The organism is Paenibacillus sp. GCM10023250, from assembly GCF_042653205.1.
GTDB lineage: Bacteria > Bacillota > Bacilli > Paenibacillales > Paenibacillaceae > Paenibacillus_Z.
The window spans coordinates 101,692-117,090 of record NZ_JBHSHY010000004.1; the positions used below are offsets into that span (position 1 = coordinate 101,692).

Genomic DNA, 15,399 nt, shown 5'->3' on the forward strand with positions numbered 1-15,399 from the left:
CGTCGGCTTTTGTCTTAGCAGGACTTTCAGACTAATAGCTTGAATTCTATTACGATCGTGCATCTTAATCCCAAGTTTGGAGCGAAACCGTCATGACTTTACCAACCGAACTATCTACTATCTTCCGCAATCGGCAGAGATCGTACAAGATGGTCCTCGTCCTCTCCATTATCGGCGAATACAAGCAAACGAAGCTGCAATTCCTACCGCTGAGCGCCGTGGCTGAGCGGTTTTTGGCGTATTATCGGCATCGGAGCGAAGCGGGGCAAGTCGTGGATGTACCGCCGGCTAATGTCGCGGACAGCTGGGCTGCTTTCACCTTACCGCAGACCAAGACGTTGCTTCGTACTCCGATCGATGCCCTATCGGCGATTCTCGAGACATCCGGCGATACCATTACGTTCCAAACGCATATCTGGTCCATGCTTGATGAGCCGATGATCCGGGAGTTAGAAGCTTACGCGACAGAGCAGCTGGACGACTATCACCGTCAATTGGAGACCCAAGCAGGGTTCTCGTTGAAGGCTGCCTTCGATCATCTGTTGGATAACTATTTATCCTTCAAAACGCAGCCGTTCGCGAATCATCCCGCCGGTGGATTGATGCGGAACCGCATTCCGGACTACCTCCGGTCGCTGGAATTTATCGATTCTGAATACAAGGTACAAGGATCAATTGGGCAAGGGAATTGGGTGGGCATTCCTTGGATTGCCATCCTAGATAAACGCATTCAAGCCACGGTTCAACGTGGTGAATATATCGTTTATTTGTTCGCGGAGGATATGAGTGCGGTCTATCTGACGCTCATTCAAGGCGTGACCGAGCCGCTGCAGCGCTTGAAGAAGAAGGGGGCTTATCCTTACTTTAAGCAGAAAAACGAAGAAATTCGTTCTCTACTGCCGCTGAGTGGTCTGAGCTACGATGAGCTTGTACCAGGGATTGGCGATGACTACCAGGCTGCTATTATCGCCTCCGTTCGCTACGAACGAGGCCACGTCCCTAACGACGATCAGCTCCTAGCCGACCTCAAGAACGTCGTAGACAGCTACAAACGCTACGCGGACATCGTCTTGCAGTCCGGCGACATGAATACCTACCAGCAAGAGCTGGAAGAGGAGGAGCCCATGGACCAGCTAACCGTTCCCGAACGTATCGAAGCGATCAAGGCCTTCATCCACGGCAAAGGGTTTCATTTCCCGCCGGGGCTGATCGAGAATTTTTACCTCTCGCTGAAGACAAAGCCATTCGTCATCCTCGCCGGCGTCTCCGGGACGGGCAAGACGAAGCTCGTGAAGCTCTTCGCCGAAGCGCTCGGCGCGACGAGCGCGAACGGGCAGTTCTCGCTCATCCCGGTGCGGCCGGATTGGAGCGATCCGTCGGACCTGCTCGGTTATAAGGACCTGACGGGGGCGTTCCGTCCGGGCAAGCTAGCTGAAGTGTTGGCGGTCGCGGCGCAGGAGCGTAACCGGCATCAGCCGTATTTTATCTGCTTGGATGAGATGAACCTGGCGCGGGTGGAGCATTATTTTAGCGATCTGCTCAGCGTCATCGAGACGCAGGAGTGGCGCGGGGAACGTATCGTGACGGTGCCGCTGCTGGAAGCCAAGAGCCTGGCGCCGGAGGACCAGCCGCTATACGGCGGATTGGCGCTGCCGGATAACGTGTACTTGATCGGCACGGTGAACATGGACGAGACCACGCATCCGTTCAGCAAGAAGGTGCTCGACCGTGCCAATACGATCGAATTCAACTATATCCATCTCGAGCAGTTCCCGGAGGCCGAGGAGATGGATGGTCCGGAAGCGGGACGTGCGGCAAATGCTTTCCTCCGGAGCGAATTCCTGCAATTGGTGGACGCCTACGGTGAGCATGAGGCGCTTGCGAAGCGCGTAACTGCGCAGCTCGTCCGCGTGAACGGCATCCTCGAGCAGGTGCATGCGCATGTCGGCTTTCGGATTCGCGACGCGGTCTGCTTCTATATGATCTACAATGAACAATTCGGGCTGATGAGTGAGGATCAAGCCTTCGACCTGCAGCTGCTGCAAAAGATCTTGCCGCGCGTGCAAGGCAGCTCTTCATCCGTGAAGCGGGTGCTCCTGCAGCTGCTGCAGGTGGCGCTAGATCGTAAGCTGCCCTTGCAAGACTATCTCGATGACGCAAGCGAGCTGTATCTGAAGTGGAGCTCTGGGTCGACTTCGGAAGAGACGGCCAAGTACCCGCTCAGCGCGCGCAAGCTTGCCTTCATGCTGCGGAGGTTGGAGGAAGATGGATTCACGTCCTACTGGCTCTCTTAACGTGAGCGTGGAGCTGCTTCGCATCGAGACGAATCGGTTCAATGTGTTCATCCAAGGCAAGCCGTTCCACCCGACCGTGGATACGCTGCGTCTACACCGTACGGCCGATCAGGCGTTGATGCCCGCCCAGTTGCAGGTTTCGGCGCCGGGTAGTGCAGTTCAGATCGAGCGCATGCTGCTCTTCCATCCGGAGACGCAGCAGCTCACGCCTTGGCAGACGGGCGATGCCGTGTACCCCATCTTCTATGAAACGCAGGCGTATGAGCTCGTCGTCGAGAAGAAGGAGGAGCTGCCGCTCGTCTTCTACCATGAGAACGCACATGTGCGGCAAGCGGTGAAGCCGCTCGGCAGCCGAATCCTGTCCGGCATTGTGAACTTTCAGAACGAAGTCGGTCTGACGGATCTGGAGCTTCGGCTGCATGGGCAGACGGTGCTTCAGCTGCAGCTGGAGATCTTCCCGGTGAAGATGGATTATAAGCACGACTACCAGATGATTCTGAACGACGTGAACCAGCAGATCTATAACTTGTCGTTTGACTTTCTGCGGAAGACGTACAATCTGACGGGACTTCGCGAGACGCGGCATCAGAGCCTGACGGAGTTCTTCTCGATCCTGCAGTATGTATTCGGACAGCTGGTGCAAGCGGTCGAGCGGATCCAAAGCTCGCCTCACGCCAAGCATCAGGTGGAGAATCGGATCGTCGAAGCGGGACGCGTGAAGAAGCCCGGCAAGTCCAACATTGCGTTCCTGACGAAGCGCCCCCACCTGCTCGCGCGAGATCAGCGCCGCGGCGTCATTCAGCTGAATGGCCAGCGTTATCTGCCAAGCCATGTCATCGAGACGAAGCGGCATGTCGATTATGACACGAACGAAAATCGGTTCGTGCGATGGGTACTGCTGCGGATCGCCCAGAAGCTGAAGGACCTGCGGGTGCGGCTGATCGACAAGGGACGGCTGCCAGATCCGATGCTTGCGCGCAAGCTCGATGACATGGGCAGACAGCTCGGACGGCTGTTGGCGCTGGATTTTCTGCAAGTACGGGACATGCGGCAGCTCTCGGTGACGCTCGTGCTCCAGATGGCGCCGGGCTACCGGGAAGTGTATCGGAACTACTTAATGCTCATGAAAGGGCTGTCCATCCAGGGCGACTTGTTCCGCCTGTCGATGAAGGACTTGGCGCAGCTCTATGAATACTGGTGCTTCCTGAAGATTCACGATCTGCTGAGCCGCAAGTATGAGCTTGTGAAGCAGGACATCATCCGGGTCAACCGGACGGGCGTGTTCGTGACGTTGGACAAGACCCAGAAGGCGAGGATGGTGTACCGCAACCCCGTGAATGGCGAGACGTTCACGCTCTATTACAACACGCTGCCGAGCGGGGAGCAAGCGCATACGGTGGCGCAGCGGCCGGATAATGTCCTGACGCTGAAGAAGAACGATTCCGCCTCGGTGTACAACTACATCTTCGACGCCAAGTACCGGCTGAACCCGGCGTACGAGGATACGCCTTACCGTACGATGTACGGAACGCCGGGTCCCGAGGAATCGGATATTAACACGATGCACCGGTATCGGGATGCGATCGTCTATGCGGAGAAGGGCGAGCGTGAGATCGAGCGGAGCATGTTCGGGGCGTATGTGCTTTTTCCGTATCATGACGAGGAGCAGTTCAAGTCGCATAAGTTCTACAAGAGCATCGAGCTCGTGAACGTAGGGGCCTTCCCGTTCCTGCCGAACGCGACCAAGCTGATGGAGGCGTTCCTGGACGAGATCGTCCAGGACAGTCCGGAGAAGGCCTACGAACGCTCGACGCGTCCGCGTGGAACCCAGACGTACTACAAGGACAAGCTGGCCGGGCAAAATGTACTGGTCGGTTCGCTGCGCCACGTCGAGCAGCTCGATATGGCGCTTCAGCATGGCTTCTACCACGTGCCGCTCGAGAATTTCACGGATCACTCGGTGCTCTCGCAATTGGAGTACGTGGCGCTCTACCAGTCGATCGGCAAGTTTCAAGCGCAAGGCTTGGAAGCAGGCGTGCACTGGTATAGCCGTATTCGAGCGTGGAAGGTCGTGCGGCGTCACGAAATTCAGGAGATTCCTCCGCGGCGAGGGACGGAGGACAAGCTGTACGTGAAGTTCACGGTCGAGCCGTGGACGAAGCGTCCCGCGCCGATCCGGCCGGGCGGCCGAGGGATTCATACGCTGCTGTGCACGTCGAAGTACGTGTTCGACCGGGCCGTGGAGATCGCTGAGCTGAAGCTCCGCTCGGAGGAGGAGATCATCGCTTGGCGGGAGAAGCGGCGCACGGGCGCGATTCGCGTGACGCTCGATCACGAGCAGGTGGATCTGGCGAGCCGGGTGACGGGGATTGAGGGAAGAGAAGATGTGGCTAAGCAATTATGATGTTCTGAAGAAGGGTTTATGGAATTTGATAGGCTTCACGCGTTGAAGATAGATTGCAAACGGTTCGAACAGCCTCAAATCGGGGCTGTTCTTTTTTATTTCACTATTAAGCGGAAAACTTCTGGAAGCAGTGGTTGATCCTGGTATATGAATCAATCACAATTAATGATTGATTTAATATACCTAGATCAATCTTTTTAAAAGCCTGTTCGATCGTGATAAATGATCCTTATCGAGGCAGATTTTTATTATTTCAGAAGCCATAATGGCAGGATTTATAGCCTCTGTTAGCTTAAGCATGCGGAAAAAGTTTAGATGCATAAATAGGTTTCGTGCGGGAAAGCCCCGTTTTTTGGTGCAGAATTGTTGGATCTCATGAACAACCTTGGAGAGTTGAGCTGATGGTTGCGTACCAAGATGGACGGAAGCATCGTAATAATCTTTTGCTATTGAAAAGAGAACTCGACTTGGGTTTTCACGGTTAACAGCAATAATTACGGAAATTTCGGTGTTATTCGTGGTGTTTTGGACTTCGTAGGACTTATCATCGCTTTTTGCGGAATTACCTTTATTCGGACAGCTGATCGAAAGGGTTGTACAATCGTAGGAACTTTGATCGGAAGGTTGAAAATTCCTATTTGGCAAATAGAGCTCAAAGAACGCTGAAAGCTTCTTCTTCCACGCATAGATTGTATTGAAATGAAGCTCGAGTTTGGTTGCAATTTGTTTTAAAGGAAGCCTGTCTTGCAATAGGTATTGAATGAATAACGGCCACTTGTGAACATTGCGGCTTCTATGGAAGAAAGTACGTGTCAGGTCACTGAAGATATGCTTGCAGTGCTTGCATTGATATCTTTGCCAACCTGTACCATTAACGAAACCAAAACGCACATAATTGCTCACGATCTTTCCAGAAGACTGCAAGCAATGTGGGCAGAAGACGCCTTTAATGAAACGTTCTCGTCTGATGTCTTGATGATTGAGTTGCAGAAGTGAGAGTGACTCTGTTAGCAGCTCCTGGCTGAAGGAATCAAGTTTAAGTTGCTGTTTTATATCAACCTTCTCCATATATATGCCTCACCCTAGCCTGAGATTGTGGTTTTTAATAAGTTAAGTGTACCAGAACGTTTGTTCTTGATCAATTCGTTCAATCATTAATTGTTATAGTCGGAATGCGCATTTTTGAGTCTATTGAAAAGAAATGATGCTTGTGTTTACTCTATAAGAAGATCAGCCCCAGGCTGCAGAGGAGGGTAGTAAATCAATGAAATGTCCATCCTTATTTCATTTTTATGGGGGGCGAGCCAGGGGGAAGGGCACTTTGCCAGACAGATGCATTATTAGCACAAAAGGGCGTGTGCTTCAAACGGCAAGAGGATTAGTCGAGCAAGCGATACGTTGAAGCAAGCCAAATTCAGACAATAGGCGCGCAATGTTCAACCTGATAAAATGAAAGGGATTAAAGGAGGAGCGAAACTTGGATCCGATTATCACCTCTGCCGGACTGCGCGCCGTGCCTGAGCTCAGTTATTTAACGGCCATTAACGTAGCGCGATATCGCGCAATTATGAAGTTCGTCTATACAGAATATCAGCGTTTAAAATATTGGCTTCGGCCGGAAGAAGTATATGAAGGTGTGATGGCTTGGGGGGTTCTGGAAGCATACACACTGGACCAGTGTCTATCCGATCTGGAGAACTTGAAGGGCTGGGGTAACTTGGCTTCGAGGCATGACGGGGGACGAGCGCTCTCCGTGGAAGAATATATGCGGAAGAAGAGCCAGTACTTGCTTACGCCATATGCCATCGAGATTGAGCGAATGCTGGAGTCGTTGGAGAAGGTAAAGGGATATGGCGGCTCTCTGGAAACGACCTATTTCGATAGCATCACGATATGCATTCAAGAGATTCGAAACAAAGTGATGGAGTTCGAACCGGGGGAAGCGCTTCGGAATTGGGAGAAGCTCTATGAAGCGTTCAAGACGATGCATGAGAACGCGGCTGATTTCATTGCTAGCATTCATTCCATTCAAGCCGAGGAAATGATGGCTACGGAAGGCTTTCTCGCGTTAAAGGATAGTCTAGTGAACTATTTGCAGCACTTTGTCAAAAGCCTTCAACGAAGCGCTTATCGAATTGAGGGTCTGTTGCAGCGAGTTGGGAACGGTCTGAGGGATGCTTACTTGGAAAAAGTGTTGGCGGATGAACAAGCAAAGCCGCGTTTGGAAGAAGGCAAATCAAGGGAAGAGCTGCGGCTAGAGCTGCAGCAGGGCTGGAACAACTTGAAACGTTGGTTTGTTGGAGACGATCTGGAGTTAAGCGAACTGACGCTGCTGGAGCGGGCGACCAAAGAAGCGATCGCCAAAGTCGTGCGCAGCGCAGTCCGGCTGCAGGAAAGACGGCGCGGCGGTGTCAGCAGGCGCAATGACTTGGAGACGCTTGGCCGTCGGTTTGCCGGGCTGACCGACATGGAAGAGGCGCATAAGCTTGCCGCTTATGTGTTTGGCTTGTTCCCTAGCCGGCATCTGCAAGGTATCGACGATCGCAGCACGGAGCGGACAGATGCCTCGACTTGGGAGGAACCGCCCAATGTTCGTCTCATACGGACGCGCAGCCGCAAACGTTCTACTCGTTCGAGCTCTGAACCGATGCGTAGTCATACGGCCAGTCGTGAAGCCTTTCGTGAGCAATTGCTGATTCAATTGGAAGAAGAAAGGGCGTTTGTTGATAAGATGAAGCGATTGGGCAAGGTGGAGATTGCCGAATTGCCGAGGCTGAGGACGCAAGAACGGATGCGGCTCCTCCAGTGGATCGGGCGTTGCACGGCAGCAGCTTCGAGATCGTTCGTAACGGCTGACGGCAATCGAATCTCGTTAATCATTCCTGGCGAAGACGAGGAAGACGCCGTGCTTCACAGCGATGACGGCCAGCTGATAATGCCGAATTATAGGATTGAAGTAGCGGGAGGCGAGGCGGCAAGTGGCTAGAGGGGGGACGACATCCTACGCGCTTCGTCGCATGCGCGCTAATCGGAAGGCGGATGCCGAGCATTGGAACGAGCGCCGGCGCAATTGCGCGCATGCTTTGCTGAACCGGCATTGGATTGCCAAGGAAGAAGATCCTGATCTGTTCTACGCGATTCGGGATCAATATACGGAGTTGCGGGATTGGTTTGCAGAGTTCACAGGCTTCTCGCTTATTATGACACGAACGATGGCTAAGCTGGATAAAGCGCCGGTAGTTGCCGAGTCGTGGATGGGCTTCTCGGAATTTCGGGAACCGAGGGATTATGCCTTGTTTGCCTATTCGCTATGGTTTCTGGAATCCAAGACGGAGCTAGACCAGTTCGTTCTAACCGACATTGTCGAACAGGTCAGCGAACAGCTGGTCACATCAGGTGTGGCAATGGACTGGGAAAATTATCAGCATCGGCTGTCGATGGTTCGCGCGCTGAAGAAGTTGAGGCAGCTCGGCGTACTGCGCCATATTGACGGAGAGGAAACGGACTGGGCGCATGATAATCGCACGAAAAACGTGCTTTATGAATGCTCGCCGTCAGCCAGGTATGTGCTTCGGCATTTTCCTAAAGAGCTGAAGGGCTACGACCGGCTGGACGATTTCAATGAGCAGGTGATCTATCCGGAGACCATGGACGGTGAACTGCGAAAGCGGAGACATCGTATCTACAGGCGGCTTCTGCTAGAACCGGCGGTTGCAGACCGGGCATGGAGTGCGGATGAGCTGTATTATGTGCAGACACAGCGGCGTACGCTGGTGGATCAGATGCAGTTTATGTTTGGCTTGGAGGGAAGTCGATACCGGGAGGGACTCTTCTTCTTCTATCCAGAACTTACTGGCGAATGCGACTTATTCCCCACGGCTGCGGGAATATCTGACTTGGTGCTGTTATTTGCGGGAGAACTTAGAAGAAGGCTGGGCAGCCGAGACTGGTTCGTAACGGAACAAGGAACCGTGGACCTGACGCAAACGGATGTTGAGGGTCTGCTGTACCAGCTAAAACTGAAATATAGCGAGTATTGGAGTAAGGAGCACCGCGGAAAGAGCTTGCCTGAGTTGGCCGATGTGCTGACGTCGCATATGGCGGAGTGGAACCTTGGCCGCTGGGTAGAAGAAAGTGACAGCGGGATGAGGTTTATCGTATCGGCGGTCGTTTCTCGCTGGAGCGCGGATTATTCATGGGATGACGGAGAGGAAGGGACGACGTGACCGAGAACCTGGTGGAAGGCATGAAACGCGACCGTTGGCAGATGAACCGGGCGGGCATTCTGAATTTTTGGTTTTATGAGGATGAGGAGTTTGAACTCGAGGAGGGTCGGCTCGTATTGCGGGGCACGAATGGAGCGGGCAAATCAGTGACCATGCAAAGCTTTATCCCGCTCGTATTGGACGGCGACAAGCATCCGAACCGGCTTGATCCATTCGGCTCTAGAGATCGTAAAATCGAGTATTACTTGCTTGGTGATAAAGAAGAGCACTCGGACAGGACCGGGTATTTGTGGCTTGAATTTTTTCACCCGGCTAAGAACATCTACAAGACGATCGGCATCGGTTTGAGGGCGCGGCGCGGGGCGGCTCAAATCGGCTTTTGGGGCTTCGTGCTGGAAGATGGGCGACGGATAAACTATGACTTCTGGTTGTACGATCACGTATTGTTCCAGGAGGGTCAAGGGAAGTTTCCGTTGGATCGCAAAGGACTGGAGGAGCGAATCGGCTCGGGTGGACAGGTGGTTCAGGAGCAACGCGCGTACCGCGATCTGGTGAATCGTGCTTTGTTCGGCTTTCATGACAAGGAAGCCTATGTGGATTTGCTCAACCTGCTCATTCAGCTGCGCAGTCCCAAGTTGTCCAAGGATGTGAAGCCGACGGCGATCTATGAAGTTCTGGTGCGGGCACTACCGCCGCTGCACGAGGAGGAGCTGCGTCCGTTGTCAGAGGTGATGGAGGATATGGACCAGCTGGCCGACCGCCTGGAAGAACTCACGCTTCATCGTGCGGAGTTGGAGAAACTGAACCGCAGCTATGAGCAATATAATCGCTTCTTGCTTTATCATAGCGGGAATCAGTGGCTTGCCGCACATGCGGATCAGGAAGAGGTCAAGAAACAGATGGCCGGACTTTCAGGAGAACTGCAAGGCGCGTTGAAGAACAAATCTGCGATCGAAGCGGCGCAGGCGAACAATCAGGAGCGGACGGTAGAAGCGGAGACGGAGCTGGAACTGCTCGGCCGCAGCGAAGCGATGGAGAAGCAGCATGAGCTGGAACAAGCGGAGCAGCAGTTAAAGGAAACTGGGGGGTACGCTGAACAGGCTCAGAAGCGTTTAACTGCTGCTTTACGAAGCCGTGAAACGGCGGAGCTGGCTGCAGAGCAGGCACGCGGGTTGCAGGCCGAGTTGTTGGAGATGCAACAGGAGGGGCTAGCAGAGCTTGAAGGATTGGCCGGCGATATGGAATTCGAACATCATGGCGTATACGCTCAGTACTGGAGCCCGGAGCCGCCTGATGACGCAGCCTTTATTGCAGCCTGGCGGAGAGACGTGGATCTCCATCGCGGCGCAGTTGGCGAAGCGATCCGACTCGCGGAGCAGGAACGGGAAGCGGGGCAGTTGGTTGCCGAGTACGACAATCAGCTCGGCGCGATGCGCTCAGAACGCGATCGGGCCGAGCATAACATGCGCGGAGCGGTTGAGGCGTCCGAGTCCGCTCTCTATGTATGGAAAGAACGTTTGTTGGTATGGAAGCAGTCCCTGGTGCAACTCCAACTAAGTGAAACCGCCGTACAGGATATGTTTGCGGCGAGCGGTACGTTGTCTTATGAGCAGCAGAACGTGGAGGCCGTGCTGGGGCCCGTACGAAGCGAAGCCGACCGAAGTCGGCAGGAGATCGTTGCAGGAAAGCTGGACCTGGAGCATCAGCTCAAGCAATTGCTGGCGGAGAGGGATGCGCTGACTGCGGAGAAGCAGGCCTGGGAGCAGAGTCGCGAGCCAGAGCCTGTTCGCAGCGCAGCGCGATTGCGGACGCGAAGTGGGTACGAGCCGGGACAAGGAGCTCCGCTCTATGAAGTGTGCGATTTTCATGCTCATATCAGCGAGGCGCAAAGAGCGAGCATCGAACTGACGCTTCTAAATAGCAGGTTGTTGGATGCCTGGCTGCGACCTGATGGTCAAATCGGTACCATTGGCGAAAATTATGAAGACGTATGGGTCGTTCCGCAGCCAATGGAATGGGGTTACACGCTCGCGGATGTGTTAAAGCCAATGCCTTCGGCTGAATCCGGGCTGTCCGAACAGCAAGTCGAAGCAGTCCTCCGCTCGTTTGCGTGGGGCGAAGGATTAGAGACGGATTTGTTGTCGCAGGAGCAACATGCATCGATCGTCGGCAGCGACTATTACCGGTTTGGCGCACTTGTCGGTAAAGTCGATCATGATGTTCACCGGGTGCAGTATATCGGGAAAGAAGCGAGAAAGCGATATAAACTGGCGGAAATTGCTCGGCTGGGACTAGAGATCGATAGCATGGACAAGCGTATTCTATCGCTTCGCCATGGCATCGCTGACTGTGACACTGCCGTCCTTAGCCTACAACAGGAGCTGTCGCGGTTTCCGATTCAGGATGAATCGCATGCCGCCCTGCGACGTGCCTGGTCTGCGCAATTTGAATCTGCAATGCGCTTCAAAGTGTTGCTGGAGCAAGAGAACAAGCTGGCGGACCAGCTTCGGATCAAGCAGCAATTATGGGCGGAGCTGAAGCAAGCCTTTATCGCCAAGACAGCAGGGTGGACACGCCTTAAAACCATTCGCGATCTGCAAGAGGCCAATCAGGCCATTGGGGGTTACTTGGAGGCGATCGCTCAACTTCATTCCGACTGGAGAGAGTATCGGCAGCGGAGTGAGGAAGCGAAACGGTATGATTTGGAGGCAGTTGAACAGGCTGGGCAGGCTGACATAGAAGAAGAACTGCGTGATGCGCTGCTCGACAAGCAATATGCGCTTCGGGTCAAAACGGAGAAGCTGCGCAACTTAATGGAAGAGCTTGGGATCAGCGATTTGTATGCGCGAATCAGCGCCTTAAAGGAACGGCGTCAGGAGTTGGTGAAAGAGCGCGAGCATCTGTCGAAAGCGGTTGCGGACATCTCGACGCACATAGGCGTGCTCCGGGAGCGTCAGTCTGGATTGGCGATGCGTGAGCAAGAAGTTGATGAACAGGCGCAGCGAAGAAAACAGCAGTTTATCAGTGAGTGGCAGATGCGTCTTGTTCCCGAGACGGAAGGATACGAAATCGACGGCGGAACGGCTGCGGATTGGCTTAGCGCATGCCGATCGGTCGTTGCCGAGCTGGAAGTCAGCGTATCCCGGTCCAATAGGGATCGGCTGAGCGGGATGCTTTATGATCAGTTCAATGCCACCAAGCATCTGCTGTCCGAATATGTACTGGAGTCCGACATTAGTGAGACCGGGAGAATTACGCTCCTATCCATGCGTGACCGTACTAGGCCGCAAAAGCCCGGCACCCTGCTTGCGGAGATGGGAGATATCTTGGCGGAGCAGGAAAGTCTGCTTAACGAAAAGGACCGAGAGCTGTTCGAGGAAGTCATCATGCGTAGTGTCGGCAAGTCCATTCGTGCACGGATACAACGCGCGGAGCTATGGTTGAAGGCGATGAACAAGCTGATGTCCGATCGGGATACATCGAGCGGGTTGAAACTGCAACTGCAGTGGCTGCCCAAAGCCGCACAATCGGAGTCCGAGCTGAGCAGCGATGAGCTGGTCGAGCTCCTTCGCCGCGATTCGCATTTGTTGCGGGATGATGAGGTAGAGCGTCTCGTAGGTCATTTTCGTTCGCGCGTTCAGTGGGCTAAGCAAGGCGCAGCCGAGGAGCGGGAAGCGTTGCGTAAGCATATTTACGATATGCTGGACTATCGTTCATGGTTCCAATTTTCACTGCGTTATAAGAAAGGTGACGAAACCAATTACCGTGAGCTCACGGACGCCAGATTTAATGTGCTGAGCGGCGGCGAGAAAGCAATGTCGATGTATATTCCGCTGTTTGCCGCGACCTACTCCCGATACGCGGATGCGAGCCCGGACGCGCCGAAGATTATTTCGTTGGACGAGGCATTCGCAGGCGTCGATGATGAAAATATTCGTGACCTATTCGGCTTGTTGTCGGAAATGGAATTCGATTACATGATGACTTCTCAGGTATTGTGGGGCTGTTTTGATACCGTGCCGAAACTTGGGATCTGCGAGATTTACAGACCGAAGGATGCGAATTATGTTACGGTGCTTCGTTACCGCTGGAATGGACGGCGCCTGGAATCAATTGCTGCGCATGGAGGCGAAGCCGAGGCGTGAGGGAAGAAGAGATTCGCAGCTATTTTGGCAGACCGGGATTTGAACGGTTTCTGAAGCAGCTCGCACAGAAGTATGCAGCGTCGAAGGATGGGGCGAGAGGCTCTATAACGCTTACCAATATAAGTGAACTCGAGCGCGATACACTGGACACGTTTTACCGCTTATATAGTCCTCCTGTCCTAGGGGAGAACAGGGCGTACTCGTTGAATACGTTTAAGCGCTTGCTGGCGGCTGACCGATTCGAGCTTACCGTGAAGGAATTGCTTCAGATTATGAATGGTGAACCTGTCCTGACAAGAGGAGAGCGAGAATCGCTTACGTACGAGGAGTGGAAGGCGTTCGTCCAGAGAAGTATTGAGGCAGCGGGTGCGGCGATAGCAAGCAATAATAGCCGCGTACTGGCCTGGGCGCAGGGACTCATCGACGAGTCCTCTCCCGGGTTCCGCACCTTGAGAACGTTGTTTGCCAAATCGCAGGCGGAGGCACGGCGCTGTCTCGATCATTGCTTGGAGTCGTTGAACATAGTCGTGGGTAGAGCAGATACGAAGCCGATTCGCTTGCCGATACTGGCGGCGCAAGCCACTGGGGATGCGCACGCACTTGATTGGAAACATCCGCTGGGACGACTCTTCTGGTGGGGATTGACGTACGTCACAGGCAATAGCGGTCATCTAGCTCCCACACTATCGGAAGATGAATTCGGTACCGAACAAGAGCAGATTGATGTTCTCGATGAAGGTATGTCGCAAGCATGGTTAATTCGCGAAGGATATCGTCGAGGTAGTGTCGCTGATGACGACCTCTCCTCCCAAGTGTTGCTTTACGCTCCGGAACTGTTTGGCGTGGCACAAGAGCATGTGTTGACTCTCAGGCAAGTGGAACGGCTATCGGTAGCCCAGCTCGGAGCGTTGAATTATACGCGAGTTTTTATGGTGGAGAATCCGTCTGTTTTTGCCGAGCTGGTAGATGCCGATAGTCAAATTTGCAAGCATGCGGAAGCCGAGGGCGCAGTGATCATCTGCGGAAATGGACGCCCGACGACAGCGGTTATCAAGCTTCTTGATGCCTTGTTAAGTCAACGAGAAGACGTGACGCTCCATTATGCCGGCGATTTGGACCTTGTCGGGTTAGGCATCGCATTAAGTTTGCAGATACGCTATCGGCGGCGATTTCGCGCATGGCGCATGGATCGAGAAGTTTATCTTCGATATGCACATAAGGGAATGTCACTGGCTGACACAGAGCTGTTGCGACTACCGGAACTCGGCTTGGGCTGGGATGCTTCACTGATTGAGACGATGATAGAACAAGGCGTGAAGTTGCATCAGGAGCTTTGGGTAGCGGAATTGCTGAAGGATTTTGATGAATATACCAAAAGGAGAGTGATTCCAAATGGCGGAAGTCATGAGCGTGGACGCGGTCATGCAGGAACTTGAAGCGCTCGGTAAGGAGCGGTTGAAGAAGATGTATGTCTCGAACGGCGCGCACGAGCCGGTGTTCGGCGTCGCGACCGGGGAGATGAAGCCGATGGCGAAGAAGATCAAGCGCAATCAGCCGCTGGCCGAGGAGCTCTATGCGACGGGGAATTATGATGCCATGTACTTCGCCGGCGTCATTGCTGATCCCAAGGCGATGACGGAGGCGGACTTCGACCGCTGGATCGCCGCGGCGTACTTCTACATGCTGTCGGACTTCGTGGTGGCCGTCACCCTGGCCGAGACGGAGATCGCGCAGCAGGTCGCGGATGCGTGGATCGCGAGCGGGGAGGAGCTGCGGATGTCGGCCGGCTGGAGCTGCTACTGCTGGCTGCTCGGGAGCTGGAAGGACGCCGAGTTCGATCCGGACAAGCTGGCCGGGATGCTCGAGGCGGTACAGCGAACGATTCATGACGCGCCGGAGCGCGCAAAGTTCGCGATGAACAATTTCCTCTACACCGTCGCCACGTCCTATGTGCCGCTCCACGAGCAGGCGGTCGCCGCGGCCCAGGCGGTCGGACCGGTTGCGGTGAATCCGGACAAGCCGAAGAGCAAGCAAGCCATTCACGCGTACGCGAACATTCAGAAGTTCCTCGAGAAAGGGAAGCCCGGCTTCAAACGGAAATACGTGCGGTGTTAACCGCCCGCCAATCGGGGCGCGGACACAGACAGCCAGGGCACGGACCGCTCGGACACGGACAGCTGCGGCAGGAAGATCGCTTCCTGCGCGCAGCTGTCTTTTTACGTTCGCCTGCGGCAGGGAGATCGTTCCTGCGCAGCTGTCTTTTTTACATTCGCCTGCGGCCATCGGCCCGAATGCGCTTCACAGCCTCTTCCTCACACGTGGTGTGAACA

At 54.2% G+C, this 15,399-nt stretch carries 8 protein-coding genes; 7 read left to right on the top strand and 1 reads right to left on the bottom strand.

What is annotated here, in order from left to right:
* Positions 1-92 precede the first annotated feature (92 nt).
* Both ACFPB1_RS05990 and ACFPB1_RS05995 read left to right on the top strand, forming a co-directional pair.
* Positions 93-2,294, top strand: coding sequence for an McrB family protein (locus ACFPB1_RS05990; protein WP_379222974.1), 2,202 nt, complete (start codon positions 93-95; stop codon positions 2,292-2,294).
* A complete protein-coding gene (locus ACFPB1_RS05995) occupies positions 2,266-4,698 on the top strand; it encodes a DUF2357 domain-containing protein (protein ID WP_379222976.1) in 2,433 nt (810 codons plus the stop codon). The genes ACFPB1_RS05990 and ACFPB1_RS05995 overlap by 29 nt, the downstream gene beginning before the upstream one ends.
* A 183-nt stretch (positions 4,699-4,881) precedes the next feature.
* On the opposite strand, the gene ACFPB1_RS06000 is transcribed toward ACFPB1_RS05995, so the two are convergent.
* The gene (locus ACFPB1_RS06000; RefSeq protein ID WP_379222978.1) at positions 4,882-5,766 is read right to left on the bottom strand and encodes a hypothetical protein; all 885 of its coding nucleotides are present in this window, start codon (positions 5,764-5,766) and stop codon (positions 4,882-4,884) included.
* Positions 5,767-6,175: 409 nt separating this feature from the next.
* Here ACFPB1_RS06000 and ACFPB1_RS06005 point away from each other — a divergent pair, with 409 nt between their 5' ends.
* The 5 genes from ACFPB1_RS06005 to ACFPB1_RS06025 are packed head-to-tail and all read left to right on the top strand — an operon-like array spanning position 6,176 to position 15,184.
* The gene (locus ACFPB1_RS06005; RefSeq protein WP_379222980.1) at positions 6,176-7,684 is read left to right on the top strand and encodes a TIGR02677 family protein; all 1,509 of its coding nucleotides are present in this window, start codon (positions 6,176-6,178) and stop codon (positions 7,682-7,684) included.
* A complete protein-coding gene (locus ACFPB1_RS06010) occupies positions 7,677-8,924 on the top strand; it encodes a TIGR02678 family protein (RefSeq protein WP_379222982.1) in 1,248 nt (415 codons plus the stop codon). Before ACFPB1_RS06005 ends, ACFPB1_RS06010 begins: the two co-directional genes overlap by 8 nt.
* Entirely contained in the window at positions 8,921-13,069 is a 4,149-nt protein-coding gene (locus ACFPB1_RS06015) for a TIGR02680 family protein (protein WP_379222984.1), read from the top strand. Before ACFPB1_RS06010 ends, ACFPB1_RS06015 begins: the two co-directional genes overlap by 4 nt.
* Positions 13,066-14,505, top strand: a complete 1,440-nt coding sequence (locus tag ACFPB1_RS06020) for a TIGR02679 domain-containing protein (protein ID WP_379222987.1) — start codon at positions 13,066-13,068, stop codon at positions 14,503-14,505. Before ACFPB1_RS06015 ends, ACFPB1_RS06020 begins: the two co-directional genes overlap by 4 nt.
* A complete protein-coding gene (locus tag ACFPB1_RS06025) occupies positions 14,474-15,184 on the top strand; it encodes a DNA alkylation repair protein (protein ID WP_379223139.1) in 711 nt (236 codons plus the stop codon). Before ACFPB1_RS06020 ends, ACFPB1_RS06025 begins: the two co-directional genes overlap by 32 nt.
* The last annotated feature ends 215 nt before the right edge of the window (positions 15,185-15,399 follow it).